This window comes from Rhizobium mesoamericanum STM3625 (assembly GCF_000312665.1).
In the GTDB taxonomy this organism is placed as follows: Bacteria; Pseudomonadota; Alphaproteobacteria; order Rhizobiales; family Rhizobiaceae; genus Rhizobium; species Rhizobium mesoamericanum.
This window is the reverse complement of record NZ_HF536772.1, coordinates 3,625,063-3,648,219: the sequence shown is the minus strand read 5'-3', so window position 1 is coordinate 3,648,219 and position 23,157 is coordinate 3,625,063. Positions and strand designations below refer to the sequence as shown.

21 protein-coding genes are annotated in these 23,157 nt (G+C 61.6%); 9 read left to right on the top strand and 12 right to left on the bottom strand.

Annotated elements, in window-relative coordinates; all coding sequences use genetic code 11:
* Positions 1-9 precede the first annotated feature (9 nt).
* Genes BN77_RS17805 through BN77_RS17790 form a run of 4 tightly spaced genes read left to right on the top strand, consistent with a single transcriptional unit; the run spans position 10 to position 4,525 of the window.
* Entirely contained in the window at positions 10-1,188 is a 1,179-nt protein-coding gene (locus tag BN77_RS17805; protein WP_007534417.1) for an LLM class flavin-dependent oxidoreductase, read from the top strand.
* 10 nt (positions 1,189-1,198) lie between these two features.
* Positions 1,199-2,236: an ABC transporter substrate-binding protein gene (locus BN77_RS17800; RefSeq protein WP_007534415.1), complete on the top strand. Its 1,038-nt coding sequence runs from the start codon at positions 1,199-1,201 to the stop codon at positions 2,234-2,236.
* A 14-nt stretch (positions 2,237-2,250) separates the two neighbouring features.
* Complete coding sequence (locus tag BN77_RS17795; RefSeq protein ID WP_040677362.1) at positions 2,251-3,405, top strand: acyl-CoA dehydrogenase family protein; 1,155 nt, start codon at positions 2,251-2,253, stop codon at positions 3,403-3,405.
* A 49-nt stretch (positions 3,406-3,454) separates the two neighbouring features.
* Positions 3,455-4,525, top strand: coding sequence for an LLM class flavin-dependent oxidoreductase (locus BN77_RS17790; protein ID WP_007534411.1), 1,071 nt, complete (start codon positions 3,455-3,457; stop codon positions 4,523-4,525).
* Between the two features lie 134 nt (positions 4,526-4,659).
* On the opposite strand, the gene BN77_RS17785 is transcribed toward BN77_RS17790, so the two are convergent.
* Complete coding sequence (locus tag BN77_RS17785; protein ID WP_007534409.1) at positions 4,660-5,541, bottom strand: aldo/keto reductase family oxidoreductase; 882 nt, start codon at positions 5,539-5,541, stop codon at positions 4,660-4,662.
* Positions 5,542-5,684: 143 nt separating this feature from the next.
* Here BN77_RS17785 and BN77_RS17780 point away from each other — a divergent pair, with 143 nt between their 5' ends.
* Positions 5,685-6,041: a hypothetical protein gene (locus tag BN77_RS17780; RefSeq protein ID WP_007534407.1), complete on the top strand. Its 357-nt coding sequence runs from the start codon at positions 5,685-5,687 to the stop codon at positions 6,039-6,041.
* 167 nt (positions 6,042-6,208) lie between these two features.
* Here the strand turns inward: BN77_RS17780 and BN77_RS17775 are convergent, their stop codons facing one another.
* The 5 genes from BN77_RS17775 to BN77_RS34855 all read right to left on the bottom strand — a co-directional run bounded on the left by BN77_RS17775 (position 6,209) and on the right by BN77_RS34855 (position 13,254).
* The gene (locus BN77_RS17775) at positions 6,209-7,468 is read right to left on the bottom strand and encodes an alpha/beta hydrolase (RefSeq protein ID WP_007534403.1); all 1,260 of its coding nucleotides are present in this window, start codon (positions 7,466-7,468) and stop codon (positions 6,209-6,211) included.
* 1 nt (position 7,469) lies between these two features.
* Positions 7,470-10,523 carry an efflux RND transporter permease subunit gene (locus tag BN77_RS17770; RefSeq protein ID WP_007534401.1) on the bottom strand — a complete coding sequence of 1,018 codons (3,054 nt, stop codon included), beginning with the start codon at positions 10,521-10,523 and terminating at the stop codon, positions 7,470-7,472.
* Positions 10,520-11,614 (bottom strand): efflux RND transporter periplasmic adaptor subunit, encoded by a 1,095-nt coding sequence (locus BN77_RS17765; protein WP_040677361.1) that lies wholly within the window; start codon positions 11,612-11,614, stop codon positions 10,520-10,522. The genes BN77_RS17770 and BN77_RS17765 overlap by 4 nt, the downstream gene beginning before the upstream one ends.
* 1 nt (position 11,615) lies before the next feature.
* Positions 11,616-12,680 (bottom strand): efflux RND transporter periplasmic adaptor subunit, encoded by a 1,065-nt coding sequence (locus tag BN77_RS17760; RefSeq protein WP_040677897.1) that lies wholly within the window; start codon positions 12,678-12,680, stop codon positions 11,616-11,618.
* 373 nt (positions 12,681-13,053) lie between these two features.
* On the bottom strand, positions 13,054-13,254 hold the full coding sequence (locus BN77_RS34855; RefSeq protein ID WP_244426192.1) for a hypothetical protein: 201 nt from the start codon (positions 13,252-13,254) through the stop codon (positions 13,054-13,056).
* 13 nt (positions 13,255-13,267) lie between these two features.
* Between BN77_RS34855 and BN77_RS17755 the strand changes: the two genes are divergently transcribed.
* The 3 genes from BN77_RS17755 (at position 13,268) to BN77_RS17745 (ending at position 15,737) form a co-directional block, all read left to right on the top strand.
* Positions 13,268-13,915: a DUF2092 domain-containing protein gene (locus BN77_RS17755; RefSeq protein WP_244426191.1), complete on the top strand. Its 648-nt coding sequence runs from the start codon at positions 13,268-13,270 to the stop codon at positions 13,913-13,915.
* Entirely contained in the window at positions 13,915-14,967 is a 1,053-nt protein-coding gene (locus tag BN77_RS17750) for a hypothetical protein (protein WP_040677359.1), read from the top strand. Before BN77_RS17755 ends, BN77_RS17750 begins: the two co-directional genes overlap by 1 nt.
* Positions 14,968-15,074: 107 nt before the next feature.
* Positions 15,075-15,737, top strand: coding sequence for a TetR/AcrR family transcriptional regulator (locus BN77_RS17745; RefSeq protein ID WP_007534391.1), 663 nt, complete (start codon positions 15,075-15,077; stop codon positions 15,735-15,737).
* A 1,497-nt stretch (positions 15,738-17,234) separates the two neighbouring features.
* On the opposite strand, the gene BN77_RS17735 is transcribed toward BN77_RS17745, so the two are convergent.
* The 5 genes from BN77_RS17735 to BN77_RS17715 all read right to left on the bottom strand — a co-directional run bounded on the left by BN77_RS17735 (position 17,235) and on the right by BN77_RS17715 (position 21,239).
* Entirely contained in the window at positions 17,235-17,672 is a 438-nt protein-coding gene (locus tag BN77_RS17735) for a potassium channel family protein (protein WP_007534389.1), read from the bottom strand.
* A gap of 187 nt (positions 17,673-17,859) precedes the next feature.
* The gene (locus tag BN77_RS17730; RefSeq protein WP_007534387.1) at positions 17,860-18,306 is read right to left on the bottom strand and encodes a hypothetical protein; all 447 of its coding nucleotides are present in this window, start codon (positions 18,304-18,306) and stop codon (positions 17,860-17,862) included.
* A gap of 157 nt (positions 18,307-18,463) precedes the next feature.
* The gene (locus BN77_RS17725; RefSeq protein ID WP_007534384.1) at positions 18,464-19,246 is read right to left on the bottom strand and encodes a 3-hydroxybutyrate dehydrogenase; all 783 of its coding nucleotides are present in this window, start codon (positions 19,244-19,246) and stop codon (positions 18,464-18,466) included.
* A 28-nt stretch (positions 19,247-19,274) separates the two neighbouring features.
* Positions 19,275-20,033, bottom strand: coding sequence for an acetoacetate decarboxylase (locus BN77_RS17720; protein WP_007534381.1), 759 nt, complete (start codon positions 20,031-20,033; stop codon positions 19,275-19,277).
* Positions 20,034-20,060: 27 nt separating this feature from the next.
* Positions 20,061-21,239: a DUF3734 domain-containing protein gene (locus tag BN77_RS17715; protein ID WP_007534379.1), complete on the bottom strand. Its 1,179-nt coding sequence runs from the start codon at positions 21,237-21,239 to the stop codon at positions 20,061-20,063.
* Between the two features lie 153 nt (positions 21,240-21,392).
* Between BN77_RS17715 and BN77_RS17710 the strand changes: the two genes are divergently transcribed.
* Positions 21,393-22,067, top strand: coding sequence for a TetR/AcrR family transcriptional regulator (locus BN77_RS17710; protein WP_007534377.1), 675 nt, complete (start codon positions 21,393-21,395; stop codon positions 22,065-22,067).
* A 242-nt stretch (positions 22,068-22,309) separates the two neighbouring features.
* Here BN77_RS17710 and BN77_RS17700 read toward each other — a convergent pair whose 3' ends face one another.
* Positions 22,310-22,987: a TetR/AcrR family transcriptional regulator gene (locus tag BN77_RS17700; RefSeq protein ID WP_007534375.1), complete on the bottom strand. Its 678-nt coding sequence runs from the start codon at positions 22,985-22,987 to the stop codon at positions 22,310-22,312.
* Between the last annotated feature and the right edge of the window lie 170 nt (positions 22,988-23,157).

Here is a 23,157-nt window from a genome sequence, read left to right as displayed (position 1 = left end):
AGCACAATCATGTCCATTCAACATCGTCCCGGTTCGATCGTCGGCCTGCCAAAATTCGCAGCCCCGACCGATTTCCCAGAAAGTCCGCTCTCGCAGGCACTCAAGCAGCCCGTCCTTCTCGGCCTCTTCCTGCCAATCCAGGCCGGCGGCTGGACGCAATCCACGCTTGAGCGATCGACCGACTGGCGCTTCGACTACAACAAGGCCCTGACGCTCAAGGCCGAGGAACTCGGTTTCGATCTCGTCTTTGCGCTGTCGCAATGGCTGCCCAAGGGCGGCTACGGTGGCGTTTTCGACGGCCAGGCGCTGGACAGCTTCGTCTCAACGGCAGCGCTGGCAGGCCTTACCAAGAGGATTATGCTGATTTCGACCATGCATGTGCTCTACGGCCCATGGCATCCGCTGCATCTGGCGAAATTCGGGGCAACGCTTGACCATATCACCGGCGGGCGCTGGGGCATCAACGTGGTCACCGGCCACAGGGCGGTCGAGCACGAGATGTTCGGCTGGCCGCGTATCGAGCACGACAAGCGTTATGAGCTGGCAGCCGAATTCCTCGAGGTGGTCCAGCGCCTGTGGAGCGATAGCGAGAACTTCTCTTTCGAAGGCGAAAGCAGCTGGAAGCTCGGCGGCGGCTTCGTCACGCCGAAACCCAATTTTGGCCGCCCGATCCTCGTCAATGCCACCGGTTCGGATGCCGGCATCGCCTTTGCCGGCCGCTACTCGGACATTGTCTTTATCACCAGCCCGACAGGCGCCGACATCGACAGCGCGCTGGAATCGCTTCCCGCACACACCAAACGCGTCAAAGACTCTGCAATCGGCGTCGGTCGCACTGTGCGCACGCTACTCAACCCGATGGTGATCTGCCGGCCGACGGAGAAGGAGGCCTTTGAACTCGCCGACCGCATCGTCGCCCATGCCGACCAGCGCTCGCCGCAGGGCTTCCAGTCGCTGAACTCGGATGCCCACGCGTGGAAGGGCCGTGATCCACAGGATCCCTACCGAGCAATCGGCGGCAACATCCGCGTGATCGGCTCGCCCGAGCAGGTGGTCGATCAGTTCATGAAGCTGAAGGAAGCCGGCGTCGACGGCTTGCAGCTCAGCTTCTTCGACTTCCGCGACGACCTCGAATTCTTCGGTTCCGACGTCCTGCCCCTGATGAAGCAAGCCGGCCTGCGGCACTAGGAGAAACGCCATGACAAGCAATGCCATATCCGAAATCTGGTACACGCGTTGCCCCGTGCCGACACCCGTCGGCCTTGCCGCACAGCTTGGCTATCTCGAGGAGAACTTCCGCAAAGACGGCGTGACGCTGAAATCGATTATCGACTCCCCCGATCGCGACATCCGCCAGAGCCATTTCAACCACACGCTCGATTGGTCGTTCCGCCATGGCGGCAACGTACCGCCAATCCGGGCCCGCTCCGAAGGCCGCAAGACGCGGCTCATCGGCATCACCTGGACCGACGAATTCCAGGCGATCATCACCCTGCCTGAAACCGGCATCAAGACCACGAAGGATCTGAAAGGTCGCCGCTTCGGCATCGCCCGCCGGCCTGAGGGCATTGTCGATTTCATGCGCGCCACGGCTCTCAAGGGGCTCATTTCCGCCCTTTCGCTGGAAGGCCTGGCGCTCGACGATGTCGAGATCGTCGACATCGCGCTTTCGGACTCCGTGCTTTCCACCCAGGAGGGCCCCTCCCTCTTCGGGCTGAAGCGCCGACAGGCCTATGGCGAGGAGGTCGCGGCCCTCATTCGCGGTGACGTCGACGCCATCTATGTGAAGGGCACGGCGGGCATCAATGTCGCCAACCTGATCGGTGCCGTGCAGGTGGCGGAGTTCGGCTTTAACCCTGATCCAAAAATCCGCATCAATTCCGGCTCGCCGCGCGTGCTGACGGTGGACGAGTTGCTGGCTGACGAGCGGCCGGATCTCGTCGCGCGCCTGCTGGAATCGATTTTCAAGGCAAGCACCTGGGCCGAAGAGCATCCTGAAGAAACGAGGCGTTTCGTCGCGCGGGAGGCCGGTGCCACGGAAGAACAGGTTCTCGCCTCCAATGGCCCCGACATCCACAAGCACCTCGGCCTTGGCCTGCAGCCCGAGCTGGTGGAGGCGATCGGCCATTATAAGGATTTCCTGCGCGACTTCGGCTTCCTCGCGGCCGATTTCGACATCGCCGACTGGGTCGACCGCCGTCACATCGACGCCTTCGACCGACGCGCCGCGGCGTGAACCGGGAGAAGACCATGCTTCAGGAAAAGATCGATCCGGTCGACAAGGCCCGGCGGCTCGCCGTCGATTTCGCCGAGCGCGCCGCCCACTATGACGCGACGGGAGACTTCCCGTTCGAGAACTTCACGCGTCTTTTCGAAGCCGGCCTGCTTGGGCTGGTGACGGCGCCCGAGCATGGTGGCCACGGCGGCGGACTTGCGGAGGCGCAAGCCGTCATCAGTGAAATCGCGCGCGGCGAACCCTCGACCGCGCTCGTGCTCGCCATGCATTACAACAGTCACTACAGCCTGCGCCGATTTGCGAAATGGCCAGCTCACCTAGCCGAGCGCGTGCTGACGGCAAACCGACTGGGCCCTGCCCTGATCAACGCCGCCCAGGCCGAGCCTCGTATCGGCTCGCCCGCCCACGGCGCACTGCCCGAGACCGTCGCGCGCCGCGACGGCAACGTCTGGCGCATAACCGGCCACAAGAGCTATGTAACCGGCATTCCCGTGCTCAAATGGGTGTCGCTGCTCGCGCTGACCGATGAAGAGGAACCGCGGCTGGCTTCCTTCCTCGTTCCCACCGATAGCCCCGGCCTGCGCATCGAAAAGGCATGGAAAGCTGCCGGAATGCATGCGACGGCGAGCGACGACATCATCCTCGACAATGTCGTTATTCCATTAGAAGACATCATAGAATTCCAGTCGGCTTCCGAGCCGCTTCGTCGTGAGGAGCACGCAACCGCCTTCTTCTTCTCGCTGATCGCAGCGGTTTACCACGGCGTGGCGCTTTCCGCCCGCGATCGCGTGCTTGCCTTCTGCGCTCACCACACGCCGGCAAGCCTTGGTGCGCCACTGTCGACGGTTCCCCGCATTCAGGATGGCCTGGGAGAGATCGAGGTGCGGCTGGCAACTAATTCCCGATTGCTGCGCTCGCTCGGCGAAGACGTGGATGCCGGCAGGATCGTCGGCATGGATGGCATGACCGTCCGCCATGTCGTCATCGACAATGCGGTCGCGATCACGAGCCTCGCCCTCGAGCTTGCCGGAAACCCGGGCCTCAACCGCGACTTCCAGCTGGAACGCCATCATCGCGATGCCATCACGGCGCGCTCCCACGCGCCGCAAAGCCACATGATCCGGACAATCGCCGCCCGCAATGCGCTCAGTCGTCTCGCGCCGCGATAGCGGGACGACGGCTAGGCTTCACGTTTGACCTAAAAAGCGCAGGCTAACTATGAGCAAAGACAGTGAATTCCTTTGGTACATTCCCAATGATACAAGGCCGGGTCATCGCGGCGATATCGTCGTTGAAAATCACAACAGCCTTTCCACGCTGACGGAACATGCCCGCGCACTCGAGCAACACGGCTGGAAGGGCGCGCTCATCGGGACGGGATGGGGCAGACCGGATACCTTCACCGTTGCCGCCGCGCTTGCGGCGAGCACAACGACGTTCGAGCCGCTGATTGCGATCCGCCCCGGCTATTGGCGCCCGGCGAACTTCGCCTCAGCCGCCGCCACACTCGACCACCTCACCGGCGGCCGCGTCCGCGTCAACATCGTCTCCGGCCTCGATAATCTCTCCGCCTATGGCGACCAGGAGGGGGACCAGACAGAGCGCTACGCCCGCACCAAGGAATTCATGCGGCTGGTCCGCAGGCTTTGGACGGAAGAAAACGTCAGCTTTGACGGCGAGCACTTCAGTGTGGCCGAATCAACCGTCGTGCCGCGCATCGAGGGGTGCGGCGATCGTCGCCACCCAAAGCTCTATTTCGGCGGTGCCTCCGAGGCCGCCGAAAAGGTCGCGGCAACCGAGGCGGACGTCCAACTCTTCTGGGGCGAGCCGCTCGACGGCGTCCGTGAGCGCATCGCGCGCCTGAAGGCTCTGAGCCGCAAGCTTGACCGAGATCTACCTCCGCTAGAATTCGGGCTCAGGATCACCACGCTGGTGCGCGACTCGACCGAGCAGGCCTGGGCCGACGCCGAAGCGAAGGTGGCGGAGATGGCCAAGGGCAATGGCGCCGGCTGGAGCGATCACCGCCGGGCGGTCGCCGTCGGCCAGCAGCGACTGTTCGACCTGCATCAGGCGGGCGACGTCCTCGACGACAACCTCTTTACCGCACCCGGCAAATACGGCGGCGGTGGCGCCGGAACGACCTGGCTGGTCGGCTCGGCCGAAGACGTGGCCAGGTCGCTTCGCAAGTATCAGGATCTGGGCATCACCCATTTCGTGCTCTCCGATACGCCCTACCTTGCAGAGATCAAACGCCAGGGCAACGACTTGCTGCCGCTCTTGCGCGGCTAAGCCGTGAGTGACGACATCGTTGGCTTAAATAGCGTTGACAAGGAAGCCCGCATACCTGCGCGCGAGGGGCGCATCCGCCATGCCACCCACCAAAGCCGCTGTGAACCCTGGGATCGGTTTCAAGTTTCAGATTGTCAGGCGGAGCCAAAAGCTTCCGCCATATCGTCCAGGTCCTTGAGCGTATCATCCGGCAGATTGATTTTTTCCACGGCAATGTTTTCGCGCAGATGGGCGATGGACGAGGTGCCCGGGATCAGCAGGATATTGGGTGCGCGACGAAGCAGCCACGCGAGCGCAACTTGCATCGGTGTTGCGTCAAGGCGTTGGGCGATCGCGGATAAGGTGGACGACTGCAATGGCGTGAACCCACCGAGCGGAAAGAAGGGGACATATGCAATGCCGTCGCGAGCCAGATCGTCGATCAGGGCGTCATCAGCGCGATGTGCCAAATTGTAATGGTTCTGAACACAGACGATGTCGCAGATCCGACGTCCTTCGGTGACCTGCGCAGCAGTTACGTTGCTCAGGCCGATCTGGCGCACCAAGCCTTGTTGCTGAAGCTCGGCCAGAGCCGTGAGGGGCGCCTCGATCGACCCTTCAGCAGGGCCGTGTGCATCGAACATGATGCGCAGGTTCACCACCTCCAATACGTCGAGCCCGAGGTTGCGCAGGTTATCATGTACGGCCTGCGTCAGCTCTTCGGCCGAAAAGGCGGGGAGCCACGCGCCACCGCTGCCGCGTCGAGCGCCGATCTTCGTGACGATGACGAGATCATTGGGATAAGGTGCCAGCGCCTGGCGGATCAGCTTGTTGGTGACATGCGGACCGTAGAAATCGCTAGTATCGATGTGGTTCACGCCGGCCGCCACAGCCTGGCGCAGCACGGCGAGTGCCGCATCCTGATCCTTGGGCGGCCCGAACACGCCGGGTCCGGCGAGCTGCATGGCACCGTAGCCGAGACGTTTTACGGTGCGGTCGCCAAGCGCGAAAGTTCCTGACTGGTCGATGCTGGTCATGATCGTTTTTCCTTATCTGACGAAGCACAGATAGGCGTTGCCGCAAAGCACGACAATCCGGCACAATCCGTACAGGCTGTACGGTTCGGCGAACGATAGATTTTCGTTGATTTTGGAGCCCATGGCCGACGAATCTAAGGTGAATGTCCCTGTTGCTCGTCCAGGGCGGCGGCAATGGCAACTCCCAGTCCGTGAACCCTCTGATCGCCGGCCTTTTTGAGAACCTGCCGCCGGGCACGGCACAGACATCGGAAGATGCTGTCGGTTGGCTTCAGGCTGCGGCCGCCAATCTACGGATCGTCTATAAGATCCAGGGAAACATTCGATCGAAGCCGCGCCGTCGAGTTAGAGTTGCGTCGTCACCGGAAATTAGACTCAGCTCGGCGGGGAAGAGGCAAAACGCGGATACGCCGCACGACGTATCCGCCCTGTGCCACCATCGAAAAGTGTTTTTGTTTGAAACTCGTTCCGTCATCCATTTTGGTTTGTTCGGCGACTAACCGCATCCGCTGCGCCTATGTTCATGTTGTGCGCGTCAACATTTCCCAGCAGTTATGTTGACATTGCCTACTGTACGTAGGCGCTATCAGCATCCAGCAGCGACCTGACAGCAGCGGATTGAGGCCGACCAAACGTGGATTTACGGCCGCCGTCCTCCAGGTGCGGCTCAGTAAGTAATCTGCCCGTTTCTGATTTCCGCTCTATCCCCCGAGAGCTCCTCCTTCAGGACCTCTCGGGCCTGCGGGCTGATGACCGCGACTGGAGCCGCTACGGCGAGACGCACGGCCGAGCCGGCGAAATTCGCCGTAGCCATACCGAACTGATCCGCGACGCCGGCCTTTCCGCCTTCCAGGCTCTGCCCTGCGAGGCGCCGTCCGAGCAGGCGCACGACCTCGGGACTGTCTGCGAAGGCGTTGTGGCCAAGCGGATCGTTCGTCGCGATGGCGCTCGTGTCGATGACGGAAACGCCTAGTTCGTTGAAAAGAGGTGCGTACGGCTTGAGATCAGATCCACCGAGCCGTTTGACGCCGCCAGAGAGCCAGCCCGAAACCTCCAGCGCTTTGTCGCGTGTCGACGTCAGGATTGCGAAGTGCGGCCTCTTCGGTCCCATTTCGGTGAACTGGCGGCGAAACACGTCGATATCGATGTCCGGCGAGGCGAGCACCACGTTCTTCACCTTCGCCGGGATCGATTTCTCGCGCATGGCGACGCCGCGCAGGGCTTCGGCCGCGAGCCAGCCGCCCATGGAATGGGCAAGTATCGTCACATCGGAGACGTCGGGACTTTGCGTGGTCTGGAGAATTAGATCCTCGAGAGCGCGACGCGAATAGTTTGCGCTCTCCTTGTCATAGAGGTAGTCGAAGACACGGCCCCGTGATGGCCAGGTGAAGAGGATCGGCGCGGCATCGGTTCCCGAATCATGGACGATCTGGGCGAAGCGGAAGACCGCGTCGGCATAGGTGTTGTTGAATCCGTGGACGAAGATGATGACCTGATGCTTCGTGTTTCGGTTCTTCCGGTACCAGTCCAGGGCCTTACCTTCGGATTCCACCTTGTCGACCTGAGTGACCGCAAACTCTTTTTGCGGGTCGGGCGGCATGCGGGACGGCCACTGCACCTCTCCGATCTTGCGGTTCCGGTCGGGTGGGATGGACACGTCGACGCTGTTGAGGGAAATCGCCGTCCCACGGTCGCCAGAATAAAGCTTGCCGGGATCCTCCGAGGGCTTACGGGTCGTGGCGACAAGCATGGTGACCCTAGTGGTTCCGGTCGGGGCGACGGCGAGTGGCCGCAGGACGTCTTGCGCCCGGCTGGCGCACCCCGACGTGACAAGCGACAGGACCACGAGGACCGGGACGGCCTTGCACGCGCAACGAACGGTGCCGATCGTCGCAGCGCGCAAAGGGTGCAAGAGTGATCCTGCCATCTCAGTTCTGCTCCACTTCACGGGGGATACGGAACCAGGTGACGTAGAGGGCCGGCAGGAAGAGAAGCGTCAGCGCCGTGCCGACGACGATCCCGCCCATCATCGCGTAGGCCATCGGTCCCCAGAATATCTCGTGCGAGATCGGAATCAGGGCAAGGGTCGCGGCCGCGGCAGTGAGCATGATCGGTCGCATGCGATGCTCGGTGGCCTCCACCACGGCCCTCCACGCCGACATTCCTTCTGCGCGCAACTCCTCGATCTGCACGATCAGGATGACGGAGTTGCGGATGAGGATTCCGACGAGCGCAAGGACGCCCAGGAGTGCGACGAACCCGAGTGGCGAGTTGCTGGCGAGCAGCGCCACGACGACGCCGACGAGGGCCAGCGGCGCAACCGAGAATACAAGCAACAGCCTGTGGAAGCTCTGGAGTTGTATCATCAGCAGCGTCGCCATGATGACGAACATGGCAGGCGCGACCTTGGCGATCGGTCCTTGCGACTTGGCGCTTTCCTCGACTGCGCCGCCGACCTTGACGGAATATCCCGGTGGCAGCGTCTTTTCGAAGGCCGCGACCTTTTCGGAGAGTGCCTTTACGACGGTCGCCGGCTGCGTCGCGTCACCGATCCCGGCCTTGATCGTGATGGTCGGAACTCTGTCGCGCCGCCAGATCGTCGGCTGTTCGAGTTCGTAGTGGAATGTCGCCACCGAAGACAGCGGCACGGCCTGGCCGCTACTGCTCTGTAGTTGCAGATCAAGCAGTGTATCGATCGAGCCCCTCTCCTTTTCCGCGGCGCGGCCGATGACGTCGACTAGGTAGATGTCGTCGCGGACCTGCGTCAGCGCGCTTCCCTGGACGACTGTGTTGAGCGCCGTCGCGATATCCTGCGACGAGACGCCAAGCTGTCGAGCCTTGTCCTGCAACACGTCGATCTTCACGACGCGAGCCGGCTCGTTCCAATTGAAGGCAAGGTTCCTAAGCGAGGGATGGGTGCCGACGATCGTCCCCAACTTCTGCGCCAGGTCGCGCACCGTCTCAAGGTTCTCGCCGGATACGCGATACTGGATCGGCTTGCCGACCGGAGGTCCGATGTCGAGCAGCTTCACGTAGGCGTCCGTTCCCGGAAAGGTCTTCTGAAGATACGTTTCCATCTGCTGCTTCAGCTTGTCCCTAACCTCCAGCCCCTTTGTGACGATGATGGTCTGGCCGGTGGACACGTCTGCCGGCTGCACATCGAACGAAAGAAGGAAACGCGGCGCACCCCTTCCTACGTATGTCGACCAATGCTCGACATCAGGGTTGCCGGCCAACACCTCGTGCTCGAACTGGGCCATCTGGCGGCTCGTCTCGGCGATCGAACTGTTCTGCGGCAGGCTCCAGTCGACGATAAGTTCCGGACGGTCGGAGCTTGGGAAGAACTGCTGCTGCACCATCGACAGACCGACGATCGAACCAGCGAAGAGCAGGACGGTTGCGACGATGGTGATCCAGCGCCAGCGCAGGCAGAACTGCAGCAAGGTAGAGAACGCCTTCGCAAAGCGGCCCTTGTGCTCGGCGTGCTTCTTCATGGTCTTCGGTAGGATGGTCACGCCGATGAGAGGCGTGAACAACACCGCGACCAACCATGATACGACCAACGAAACTGCGATCACGACGAAAAGGGTAAAGGTGAACTCGCCCGCGCTGCTCTTGTTGAAAGCGACGGGGATGAAGCCCGCCACGGTAACCAGCGTGCCCGTCAGCATCGGGAAGGCCGTCGAGGTATAGACGTAGGTCGCAGCGCTCCTAAGGCTGTCGCCCGCTTCCAGCCGCGCGACCATCATCTCGACGGCGATCATGGCGTCGTCGACGAGAAGACCCAGCGCGATGATTAGGGCTCCCAGCGAGATGCGCTGCAGCGAGATACCTGTGTAGAGCATCACCAGGAAGGTAATGGCGAGCACCAGCGGGATTGCGACCGCCACCACCATCCCTGCTCTCATCCCGAGACTGATGAAGCTTATCGCCAGCACAATCGCGACGGCTTCGAACAGAGCCTTTGTGAAGCCGCCGACCGCCTCCTCGACCACCTTCGGCTGATCGGAGACCTTTTCGACGGAGACGCCGACCGGAAGCTCCTGGATGATGTTGCCCATCGTCTTTTCAAGGGTTTCCCCGAAGGCCAGCAGGTTGCCGCCCGTTTTCATGCCGATCGCGAGGCCGATGGCCGGCTTTCCGTTGAACCGGAAGAGCGACGTGGGCGGATCGACGTAGCCGCGGGTAATCGTGGCAACGTCGGACAGGGGGAAGAAGCGGTCGTTTACCCGAAGATTGATCCCGCGCAGCGTTTCCTCGGAGATGAACCGCCCCCCAACCCGCAAGGCGACGCGCTCGGGCCCGGTTTCGACGAAGCCCGACTGGGTGACGGCGTTCTGCGCCTGCAGCGTGGCGATGATGGCGGAGCGGTCGATGCCGAGAGCGGCGATCTTTCGGGTGGAGAATTCAAGGTAGATCACTTCGTCTTGCGCACCGACGATGTCGACCTTGCCGACGTCGGGGATCTTGAGGATCTGCGTTCGGGCGTTCTCGGCGTAGTCGCGCAGTTCCCTCTGAGTAAGTCCGCTGTCGCCCGTAAAGGCGAAGATATTGCCGTACACATCGCCGAACTGGTCGTCGAAGAAAGGTCCAATAACGCCCTGTGGAAACTCGTGCCTGATGTCGTCGACCAAGTTGCGGACGCGCGACCAGGTGGGTTTCACGTCCCGCGCGTTGGTATCCGGCAGCAAATCGACGAATACGATTGTCTGGCCGGCGGTGGTGATGCTGCGCGTATGTTCGAGGTTGTCGAGTTCCTGCAGCTTCTTTTCGATGCGGTCGGTGACCTGCTGCGTCACCTCAGCGGCCGAAGCGCCGGGCCACTGTGCCTGGATCACCATCGTTTTGATGGTGAACGATGGATCCTCTTCGCGACCGAGCGCGAGATAGGCAAAGGCGCCCGCCACCGCGAACATGATCATGAAGTACCAGACGAGAGAGCGATGCTCGAGCGCCCAGTCCGAAAGATTGAATTTTTTCACCGGCTTGGCTCCTGTGCAAGTTTCACTTTCTGTCCGTCGGCAAGTTCATCGATCCCGGCGACGACGATCTCTTCCCCTTCACGCAGGCCCGACAAAATCTTGACGGAACGGCCGTCAGGTGCCGGGCCATCCAGTTCGACCGCTCTCGCGGCGACCGTGGCCGTCGAGCGATCGACCACCCATACCTGGCTGCCCCCACCTTTGGCCTGGATGGCGGAGACGGGTAACGCGATCGCCGTGCTTTCATTGACAAGCGGCGTCGTGGTCACCACGGCGCCGAGCCGGAATATGTCGGGCGCCTGATCGATGCCGATCTTCAGCCGGTAGGTGCGGGTGTTCGGATCGGCCTGAGGCGCAATCTCGCGCACGAAGCCAGTGGCCCGAATCCTGTTATCAAGCTGGAGGGCCACGTTGAACCGATCGTTCCGGCGCACGTTGCTGAACTGCGCCTCCGGAACGTCGACGACCACGTCGCGCTGCTCCAGTCTCGCCAGCTTCAGGACAGGCTGGCCCGCTGATACAGTCTGGCCCATTTCTACGAACGTGGCGGTGACGACGCCATCGAACTCAGCTCTCAGCGCGGCGTAGCCAAGCTGCTCATGCGCCTTGGCAAGGCTGGCCGCTGCTTTCGCCGCATTGGCGGTCGCCGACTTCAGTTGCTGTTCGGCAAGATCGTGATCTGCAATGCTTGCCGCGTTGCTTTGCATTAGCTTTCGCTTGCGCATTTCCGTCGTAACGGCGTTCTCCAACTGCGCCTGCGCGCTGCGAAGATCGGCCTCGGCACTCTTGACTGCTAGCTGCAGGCTGAGAGGATCGATCTCCCCAAGGACGTCGCCCTTGTGCACGAGGTCGCCAACCTCAACTTTACGGGACACCACCCGTCCCAGGGTCCGGAACGCGAGATCGGTTTCGATGCGAGCTCGCACGATCCCCGGCATGCTTCGCGCCTGGTTCCGTTCGGCCGAAGCCATGACGACTTTGACGGGACGAGGTTTCGCCTGCTCTTCTGCGGCTGAGTTTTGATTGCAGCCGACTAGCAGGGGGATTGAAAGGAGAATTGAAAGAGAGCTGCATATGCGGAGGACTGTCATCTCACTTGCCTTCCCAGGCAACTGCCTGGCCTTCCTTCAGGAACTTGCCGCCTTCAGTGACGATCACATCTGGCGCCGCCACGCCGCCGGTGACGACGAAATCGTTCTGGCGGTACCGGCCCACGGATATCTTGCGGAGCGAAACCGAATGGTTCTTGGGGTTGACGAGCCACACGGCTGGTTCGCCTGCGGCGGAGGCGATTGCGGTATAGGGCAACACGATTCCTTCGCGCTGGGAGGTCCGCAACTTCCCCACCACCGGCGTTCCGAGCGGCCATTGCTCGGCCTCCTGAAGGCCGACCTTGATCCGGATCGTGCCGCCCTTCCCGTCGATCACGGGAGAGACCTCGCGAATGCCGGCATGCACGTCGTGCGCGGGATCCGAGACCAGCGCCACATCGACGTCGTTCAGCGGCCGGCCGTCGAGGAAGAACGCCTCGAAGACATCGAACACCGCATCCCTGGGACCGTCATGGGCGAGGGTGAAGGCGGACTGCGCCGCTGACACCACCTGCCCCGTCTCGATACTGCGCGCGGTGATGATGCCGTCCGCGGCCGCCCTCAACTCGGTGTAGGACAGAGCGTCCTGGGCGGTCGCAAACGCGGCCTCTGCCGCCTCCAGAGAAGCCTGCGCGCTCAGCAGTTCCTTCTGGGCGTCGTCGAAGACCGCCCGTGGCACGGCCTGCGATTGCAAAAGCGACTTCGACCGCTCGAACGCCAGCGTCTTCTGCGCGAGGACGGCTTGCGCGGACTCCTGCGCGGCGCGGGCGACATTGACGTCGGCCTGCTGTTCCGTGTCGTTGAGCCGCGCCAGGACGTCGCCAGCGTGGACGTGTGACCCGACGTCGACCATTCTCTCAACAACCCGGCCGCTGACGCGGAACGAGAGCTCAGTCTGGACCCGCGCTCTCACCTCGCCGGTTATCTCAGCTCCCGGTTGGTAGCGGGTCTCCGCCGCTGCAACGACGCGGACCTGCTGCGGCGGCGGGGCCACTGCGGCTTTCTCATCGCAGGCAGCCAGAACTGCACAGGCGAGACCAACTCCCAGCAATCGGGAAGACTGCATTGCTTTTGCTCCGGTGTGGTTTTCGAATGGATTGGGCGCCGGCGTTTCGCCGCGGTTCCAATTGAATTGCTTCTGCGGGCCATCGCCCATGTTGACAACGTCCACTTAGAGCTTGGAGTGGGCAATGTCAACATCGATAAAAGAAAAAGTTGACAAGCGCAACATAAATGCCGCTCGCCATTATTTTGTCCTTGTATTGCACTGCACTGTGCAATATAGAGCGAATGCACTCTGCAGTGCAATACTGAATTCAAAGGATATATGAAATGAAAGTTTGGAACGGTGCAGGGGCCGTCGTCCGGAAAGCACGGCAACATAAGGTGACTGTGAATCCATCGGTCAACGGCGGAGACCTCAACCCAAGCGGCCGGGATCACAGCCTCATGAACGCGCATGCGACAGCCGCGTCGCTACCGCGGTCGAATTCCGGTGCACTGCCGAGGAGGCCCGCATTCTTGAACGTCGTCTGCACCGTTGGGGTCGGGGCCGCTTTGGCGTGCGCCGCTTGGTCCGGGGCACGGGCCGATGAACCGGCTGCGCCCTTGAAACCGGCAATCAGTGAAGAAGCCGCCATCGCAGTTTCGCAGATGGGCAAGACCCTCATGGCAAGAGACCTGTCAACTACGGCGCGAACCATCAGGGTCTATCTGGACGAATCCGGGCGACCTCTTCACATCTTCCATACGATGAAAATCGCCGCGCACCGTCCCGATCGGATCGCTGTCGAGTTTTCTGGCGATGACGGCCAGCACAGTCTGTTCTACGACGGCAAGACCGCCTCGGTCTTCTTTCCCGGCAGCAAGAAGTACGTGGTGATCCCCGCATCGGGTGACATACCGTCCGCGCTTGATGAAGTAGCAAGCAACCTGGCCGTGGATTTTCCGCTCGGCGCGCTTTTTGCAGCCTCTCCGGACAAAGTCCTTCTCGACGACGCCATGTTCGCCCGGCAGGTCGGGACGGATAACGTCGACGACATCGAGTGCAGACATCTGTTTTTCGCGCAGAAGTCGGGGATCGACCTGGAATTGTGGGTCGAGAACAACAGCGCGGCCACGCCGCATCGCCTGGTCGTCACCTATCGGACGCTTCCGGGCGAACCCAGTTTCATTGCGGAGTTCACGAACTGGAACACGGACGAGCGCCCGTCCGACTCCGACTTCTCCTTTCATCCGCCCGCCGGTGCGGAGAAGATCGATCTCAATTCGGCCGCCACGACATCGGAAGGGGCAAAGTGATGTGCCATATGAAGCGGACCTATGCCGCTCTTCTCGCGATAACCTTCGCGACGTCGGGCACTGCCTTTGGCCAGTTTGCGCCGCCGCCAGGCGGGCCGCCTCACTTGCCGGCCGGCGGGCCGCCCCGTCCGCCCGCAGGCGCAATGCCGCGCCCGCAGATGGGCGGCACGCCGCGTGCACCGATGATCAACCACTCCCGTCCGCCGCTTAGCGCCCACAATCGTCCCCCGGCCAACCACGCATTCCCGTCCGGCGCGCCAAATGTTGGTGGCGCAAAGGGGCAGTTGGCTGAAGGGCCCGGCCGCGGGGGCAACAACTTGTCCCAGAATCTTCGCGGTACTTTGAATTCGGGCGGTAACATCAATGGGAACCAAGCCTTCCTGAACTCCGGAGGCAATATCGCCGCAAAGGACGCAGGCAATATCACCGTAAGCAACTCCGGAGATGTCAAAGTCTCCGGGAATGGCAACGGATACTTCGGGCGTGGATATTATGGCGGCGGAGACTACGTGGTCGGAGGCGATGGTGGTGGCTATTATGACCGTGGAGACTATCGTCGCGCAGCCTACCTGGCCGGCGGGTATGCGACCGGGGTCGCTACCGGGGCTGCGATTGCGTCCAATGGATACCAGTCTGGATCTTATACGGATTCCTCTCGCGCAGCTTATTCGGCTTCGTCCTCGGGGACGTCTACGGCTTCGTCTCCCGGGACGTCTTCGGCGTCGTCACATCGGACGTCCTCAACTTCTGGGGGCACGTCTGCGATTGAAGGTGCCTCTGAGGGCGGCGGGACCTATGTCGCCAATCGGCCTCAGGGCGATTCCGGCTCATCTGTTGGCGGTGCGAGTGGCGGTCCGGTGCAGACCAACAGCGGCGGCAGCACGCCCATCAACCCCTTGATCTTGGGGCTGTTTCAGAGTCTGCCGCCGGATGGCACGGCATGGACTGCCGAAGGTGCGGTTGACTGGCTTCAAGCCGCCGCGGCCAATTTGCGGGTCGTCTATGGTGTCCAGGAAAACATTGTGGTCTCGGCCGCACCTCGTGGCAACTAGAGCCGACTTCAGAAGGCGACGTGGGCGGGATCGGCGACGCATCCGCCTTGCGATGCACTTCAGAGTGCAGTATAGGTGAATGCACTCATTGGTGCAGAGGGGGTGCTATGCGCGCTGGCAATAGTCCAACCGAGGTCGGGCCGAAATCCCGGCATGGAGGGTCGCGGGAGGCCATTATCGAGGCCGCCGGGCGTTTGTTCCTGCAGCGCGGCTTCGGCTTCGTCAGCATGGACGACCTGGCAAAGGCTGCTGGCGTTGCACGACGGACGCTCTACAACCAGTTCGCAACCAAGGAAGACATCTTTCGGGAAATGCTCCGCAGAGTGTCAGGGCAGCTTGAGGACACGTTTCCCTCCGGGATGGAATCAAACGGCGAGGTGGAGGATGTGCTCCGCCTCGTGGCGCGGCTGATTCTGGACGTTCACAAGCAGCCGGAATACTCCGGCTTTCTCCGCATGGTTGTCGCCGACTCCCGCCAGTTGCCCTGGATCGCAGAGGAGTTTGCCGCGGTGATGGAGCCCCGCACCGAGAGGCTGGTGCAGTATCTCACCAGCCAGACGGCTCGGGGTATCCTGGACTGCCGCAGTCCGGCGCTTGCTGCGCACCAGTTCATGGGGATGCTGAACGAGCTGTCTCTATGGCCCTGGATGATCGGTCGTGAAAGTCTACCCTTTCCAAATGACGAGGTCGTTGAAGAAACAGTCCAGATGTTTCTGCAACGATACCGGCGTCCGCGGTCGAAGGCACGCAGCAGCCGTGGGGCCAGTTAGCGAGTTCGTCCGCCGCGGCGCACACCTCTTCGTTTCACGAGACGGGTTGAGACGTGTTGGTTCGCGGCCGCGTTGAATATGTGGGTATCAGGTGTCAACGTCTTCCACGGGCTCCGAAGGATTCGCGGCCTTTGCCTTGCGGTCGGGCGTCCAGCATCATAATCAAAGCATTCAGGGTAGTTGTCGTCTCTTGACCGTCCGACGAGGGTTCCCACGGTGAACGACGACCACTGTAATAGTCGCCTCGTCGTGGCCTAAAACCCACCGATCATCATTGGTGCTGAGGCAAATTCTCTCAGATTTTCCAAGTCTTCAGCCTCTGCCTGATCCCATGAAGTCGGGTTGTTTGTCGCCTGGCTACTGGTGGCTCGATAACCTTTGGCAGGAGCTTGTTGGAGCAGCCTTGTTTGTGTTGGTCATCGCGCAGACCTGTCTTCAGTCGAGGCTCGTTTGGCAACGTCGCGAAGCGCAAGATGGATGCTATCTACAATATCACCTTGTGACCATCGTCTGCCTCCGATCGCGATTGGGTGCTGCTGATCTTAGCCCTCCATCTCGGGACACGCTGGCAGGGTTTGATGAACGTCTGCCGTGAACTGGTCGGGGTATCAAGCCAGATACACAGGTTCCACCGCCAAACCCGGGAAGATCCACCAGAGCAGACTTGCTGTTTGAAGCGCTTCGCAGCGGAAACTCGGCGTCTCCAAAACCGATTGCCCCACCGTCGATCGCCCAGGTGCCTTGGGAGTGATCAGGCAGGTGGCTTCGTTGCTGGTAGCGGGCGAATTTCAGCGGTCGAATTGTCCTCTCTATGCGAAATCGCCGAACTAATCCGGCTTGCCTTACACTGCACAGTGCAGTATATACTGCACTGTGCAGTGTAAGTGAGAGAGATTCGGATGAGAGCTTGCAATGGCTCAGATATGACCGTCTTTGACGAGCGTCGCCGAGCGTTCGGCTTGGGCACTGGATTTTGTGGCGAATTCCTGCCGCGTTGGCCGACATTTACGACCATGGTCCTCGGGAACAGCGTTCAAACCGGTTCGCTCGGTGTGTTTGTGGGATTTGCCGGGCTACCGGCAATGCGAGCAGAGGAGGCTGTTCCGCCGTCCAATACGAAACTGAAGCGGCTGCTGGCGGAGACCATGCTCGACAATGCTGCTTTGAACGAACCCTCAACCGCTTCCCTCCTCCAGGACCGGGATGGGTTATCACGAAGGCTAGAGCAGTGATTGCGCTTGGTTTGGCCTCTACGTTCATCGCAATCGTCACGATTACCGGATTTGCACTGCTCGAACGCATCGAAGCGAACCGCTGCGTCACAAGTCGCCGCGTGTTTTGAATGGAAGTGGCGCCTGCGGCTCGCGCAGTTCTTGCCTTTAGCCGATCAGGTTCGCGGCCTCATTTGCGCTGAGCCCACCCGCAAGAGCTGCCCATCCGGACACTTGCTGTGCCAATCCGTCCCCGCGCCATTGCCGGCCAGCCCCTGCGTGCAGGCTACTTGTCGTTTGCTTCCGATCGCTGTTGCATGGCGCGCGTCAGAACCTCGAATATAGCCGCAGTTGACCATCCAAAAAGCAGCACTCCGTTCATTGCAGTTATCGGTCCAAAGAGGCGCCAACCCTCGACGGGCAGCACGTCACCGTAGCCGAGTGTCGTGTAGTTGACGAACGCGAAGTAGAGGTCGTCGGCTCCTGGCGGTGCGACGTCAAACAATGCATAGGTCGCCGCCCAGAGCGTCACCTCCACGGCATGCGCCATCATGAGAACAGAGACGGTGGCAATCATGACGCCGGCGAGCCACACCTGGGGAAGCTGATGCCGCCATCTGAGCGCGCGATCCACGGTAGCCACCAAGGGCACCATGATGACTGCATGAACGGCGATGTTGCCAAGGCTGACAATGCCGGCAAAAAGGAACTGCGTTAGTACCATCCGATTACCTCAACGAGTCCCGGACATTTTTTGGTGGAGGAGCTTCACTCGCTCGTCTCAATCTGGCGTGGAGGGCGCCCTGCCGTTACCGTACAGCGCCAGGATGCAGATCCGGGAGAGATTCGAGAACATACCTAGCCGCCGTCCCTACAATGTGGTGTGCCAGGTGACCTCCCCCGTCGTCCGATCATTGAACAGGTGGCCACTTCGTCGCCAATTCCATTCGGCAAACCTCGCTGAAATCGGCAAGAAAGTTCATCGCGCCGGAACGCGCGAGGTCAGCGATCTCGTGAAGCGATAGATTGGGCGCAAGGTAGGCTTCGATGATATGGTCCATCGTGAGTTCGGCTGCATCCACAATCGGACGGGCGCAGATCAGGCGCATCCGGGCGACCAACGCATAAAGGAACACGAGGTCGGACACGTCGTCCTTCTGGTGGCTCAGCGCATCCCCATAGAGCCTGGTTGCCTCGCCGATGAAATCTGAAAACAGCTTCTCCCGCTTGGCGATTTCGACCTCGCGATACCTTTCCTTCACCTGCGACCGCTGCGTGATCCAGGTGGTGGCGAACGAGGCCAGACCGCCCATCGCCACGCCGACGAGCCCCATCAGAGCTGAGATGTACGCGTTCAAAAGCCTCTCCTTAAAAAAAACCGGTTATCGCGCCGGACGCGGCCACGTGGCGTGGACGCGCCGAAATCGCCCCCGGCACGCCGCCAGGTCGGGTCACCGAGGGCCCGCCGTCGTCCGGCCAGCCACCGGTGCGCGGACGGTATGTCCCTGCTCGACCCTACTCCATGAACCAGCCGTGGCTCACGACCAACGACTGGCCCGTCATGCCATTTGATCTGGCGGCCGCGAAATAGAGAACGGCGTCCGCCACGTCGTCGGCGCTGGTGAACTCGCCGTCGACCGTGTCCTTGAGCATCACTGTCTTGACCACCTGCTCCTCGCTTAGGCCGAGCTCCCGAGCCTGCTCTGGGATCTGCTTGTCGACGAGCGGCGTACGCACAAAGCCCGGGCAGACCACGTTGGCTGTGACGTTGTGCTCGGCCCCTTCCTTCGCCACCACCTTGGCCAGACCGATCAGTCCGTGCTTTGCGGTGACATAGGGCGCCTTAAGCTTCGAGGCTTCCTTGGAGTGCACGGAGCCCATGTAGATCACCCGCCCGTAGTTGGCGGCGTACATGTGCCTGAGACAGGCGCGAGTGGTCAGGAAAGCGCCGTCGAGATGGATCGACAGCAGCTTTCGCCAGTCGGCGAACGGAAAGTCGACCAGTGGCTTGACGATCTGAATGCCGGCGTTGCTGACCAGCACATCGATCTTGCCGAACTTTGCGATGACCTCGCCAACCACCTTTTCCACCATTTCCTCGTCAGCGACGTTCATCGCCACGGCGAACGCGTCGCCGCCCTTGCTCTTGATCTCTGAAGCCGTTGCTGTCGCAGCGTCTAGATTAAGGTCGGCGATCACGGGAATGCCACCTTCGGCTGCGAAGCGGAGCGCGATCTCCTTGCCGATGCCGCTCGCGGCACCGGTGACAATCGCCACTCTTCCATCAAATCGAGACATGGGTAGTTCCTTTCAGTTCCAAGAAAATTCAATCGTGTTGGAGATAGTCAAACACGACCTCGCCAAGCCCAAGCGTCAGGTCGGCGATGTAGTGGCTGGCCGAGGTGACCTCCCGTACCGGTAGCCGCGCGACGTCGCACATCGCATGCTCGAACAGCTGCAGGGCGGCGGGACCGGCCCATGCGCCCTTCAGCGTCACGTCCTCGAGGTGGTAGCGCACGAGTTCGCAAATCCGGGGCGAACCGTCGACATGTGGGATGATCTTCAGCATGAAGGCGGGCTTCGCCATCGCCTTGGCCAGCGGCTCGTGGGGGAGCTCGCGGTGCTTGTATCCCATGGTCGCCGTCACGCATAAAACCGAGCCGTAGTGGAGCGTCCCGACCAGCGTCTCCTGCTCGTGCGTGAGCTTCGGCGTTGCCAACTTCTTCGGAAAGCCCCAGATCTCGCGGCCCCCGGCGATCGGCGAGTTGTCATCCAAATACATGGCATGCACGTAGCTGCCTTCCTGCACAATGCCCGACGGCGTGGTGAAGCGCACCGGAATCACCTGGCCGGTCTCGGTATAGTCGCCGAACCCGGTTGAATCCGGCATGCGGATGAATTCATAGGCCACGGTATCGCCGATCACTTCCAGCGGCTCCGGCACGACGGCGCGGAGAGCCTCCGGATCGGTGCGGTAGTTGATGACGACGAACTCCCGGTTGTAGAACTTGTAGGGCGGCCTGGGATAGGCCGGATTGTTGAGCGGCATCGCGAAGGCGTTCTCGCGGACTGCGGCGATCTTCATGGTCGTGCTCTTCTTTCTGGTGAGTTGTCAGTCGAAGTCGAAAATGGCCACGCCGTCAGGCGTGGCAGGCCGCTGCAGCACCTCGGGGTGGCGCAGTGTACGGCGGGCGTCGTTGTAGCCGGAGGCCCAATGCTCCTCCATGGTCAGGCGCGAAAACTCGTAGTCCTTGGAGCTGGCTTCGTAGTTCTTCGCGCGGTACACGAGTTGGACGATGTTGTAGACCTTCTCGTCCGCCTGCTCGAGAAGAAGCTTGATCTCGGGATCGGCTTGCATCAGAGCGTCTTGGGGGACGAGTTCCACGAGATGGCCGAGTGCGCGGCGCAGCCGCTGCTGCGACTTGAACTGGTCGGTCGCACTGCGTGTGCGGCTTGAGAAGCGGATATCCTTCTGACGTAGCTCGATACCGAGGAGGTCACGCGGGAACTCGCCCCGCGCGCTCCATAGGTCGACCTGAAAGGCCAACGTGTCCTCGCGCGGCGTGCTGTCGAGGACCCATTGCAGTGGCGTGTTCGATATGAGGCCGCCGTCCCAGTAACATTCGCCATCGATCCTCGTCGCCGGGAAGCCTGGCGGCAGGGAGCCGCTCGCCATGACGTGTTCGGGGCGGATGGTGTGGGTCGTGGTGTCGAAATATTCGAAGTTGCCGGTTCGCACGTTAACCGCGCCGACGCTAAACCGCATGGCGCCCGAGTTGATTCGGTCGAAATCCACCAGCCGCTCGAGCGTCGCCTTGAGCGGTGCGACGTCATAGAAGCTCTCTGCTTCGATGCTCCCCGAGGATGAAAAGAAAGGCGGCACCGGACGGGGCGTGAAGAAGCCCGCCGCGCCGTCCATCAAGGTTGCAAAGGCGTGTGCCTGATTGAGCAGGCCGCGCTCGACGTCACCCTTGAATCCCATCATGCCAAGCATTGCTGAAAACAGAGTGGCAAGCCCTTGAGCCGGGGCTGTTACCGTCTCCCAGAAGTTTCGGAGCGCCTCCACTCGCTTTTCGGGCGGATTGCCGGCGATCAGGGCGCTGTTGATGCCACCGATCGAGATGCCGGCGACCCAGTCCGGATGCAGTCCGGCTTCGGCCAAGGCTTGATAGACGCCGGCCTGGTAGGAACCCAGCGCCCCCCCGCCTTGCAATAACAGCGCGATACGCTCGAACGGAGGACGCTCCTTTGTACGATGCGTCTCATGTCCGACGGAGGGGTGGAAGTCCATGAAGTTTAACCTCTGTTACGGGGTTTGCCGCTGAGGGCGAGCAGGGCTACAAGCCAATGTTGACGCCGCCCACTTAAAGACAAGAGTGGGCAATGTCAACATCTCCGGGCGCAAAATGTTGACATAAGCAACTTTGAGGGCTAAGTGACGGACATGACCGAATTAATCGACACCAAAGACAACCGGCCTTACCACCACGGCGACCTTTACAGGGCGATCGTGGAGGCGGCACTCGAAGTCCTTAGCGAGTCTCAAAGCACGGAGTTTTCGCTGCGTGAGCTTGCCCGCCGGGCGGGCGTCAGCCACAACGCCCCCTACAAACACTTCGCCGACAAGCGCGACCTGCTCGCGGCCGTCTCGGCGGTGGGGTTCGAACTTCTGGCGATGCGCATGGCTGAAGCGACGAAGGAGCTTGACGGCCCGCGCGCGAGGCTGGCGGCCATGGCCCGTGCATACGTCGGCGGCGGGATCAACAATCCGGCCCTCTATAGATTGATGTTTGGCGGATACTTGGGCGGTGAGGACGACGGACGTCCCATAATCGAAAGGACTGCGGCCCACAACATGAAAGCCTTGATCGTCGATGCGATTACCTGCGGCGCCCTTGGACGCCCGATCTCCAACACCCGCATGATCGATGGGGCGATTCTCGTTTTTTGGTCTCAGATGCACGGTCTCACATTGCTGCTGGTGGACCGCCTCGTTGGCCCCAGCGACAAGCTGGAGGATATGACTGAGAACGTCCTGCAGGGAATGCTTGACGGGCTGGTGAGCAGCATCCCTGCGGTGCCGGAAGGCGTTTGGGTTGGTCCTCCGCTGGCGGGGTAGTACTACTTGGCCGCGATCACCCGGCGCCTTAAGCCCCACACCATGAGAGCCGCTCTCTGAGCTTCTACGTCAGCGACGCCCTTGCAATTGCCGCCTTCGCCGTCAGTGCAGCGGTTTCTTCAGCAGGCAGATTCACGGCGGAATTGTTGGACCACGGCCCCGCCACCTCCCTGAACTCGCCAATCAGCAACGTGCCGAATTCGCGGGTGGCGCGTTGGATGAGGACAGTATCGGCATGGCCCTCACGTAATTGCGCCTGTGGCTGCGGACGTTCGTTGGGCAAAGGCGTCGGCGTTGCGTGCAGCCTCGTCTGTCCGCTTCGCCGCGTCGCCCGGCGGGCATCCCATCGCACGCAGGACAGCGCGTACAATGTCTGGGATCGCCGTCACGTCAATCCTGCTCGTGCTGAAAAGAGAAGAAGCCTGCTCGACAAGCGCGACAACGATACGGACCGCGAGATCGACGGACCCGACGGCCAGCAGGCCGGCGGCCTGGGCTTCTGCGAGATCGCCCCGCAGCCGAGCCTGCACCGCCTTGGCGACGTCCGGCAGCATGACGGCCGCGCGGGCGGCGAGACGCGCCTGCGCTGGCGCGGCAGCCAGGTCGCGAAGCAGTATGGTGACGGCGGTGGCCATGCGGGTCAGCGGATTGTCGACCGCCAGGCGGGCCGGCTCCAAACGCTCGCTCAATTCCGCGATAAGGGCATCGCCCAGTTCCGCCTCCAGAGCCTGAAGGTCCCGGAAGTGCAGATAAAAAGTCCCCTTCGCCAGCCCTGCAGCCTGGGTGACAGCCTCAACTGTCGCAGCGGCTGTGTCCGGGTTGGCATAGCAGGCGCGCGCGGCTTCAAGGATCGCCGCCCGCGTGCGGGCACGCTTCGCCTCACCGATTGCTGCCCGACGCTCAAGGCTCACTCGTGCCATCACCATTCCTCTGCAGTGCGTCGACCTCGCCCGCCCTCCAGGCTGGTCTGGTCGGCGGAAGGCGGCCTCGGCAGCATTTCTCTCCTAGTCTCCGGTCGAATCGGGAGGCTTTGAAGATCCTAAGGGCGCAGGTTGTGCCGTCAATGCTTCGTCCGCGGACGCAACCCGGT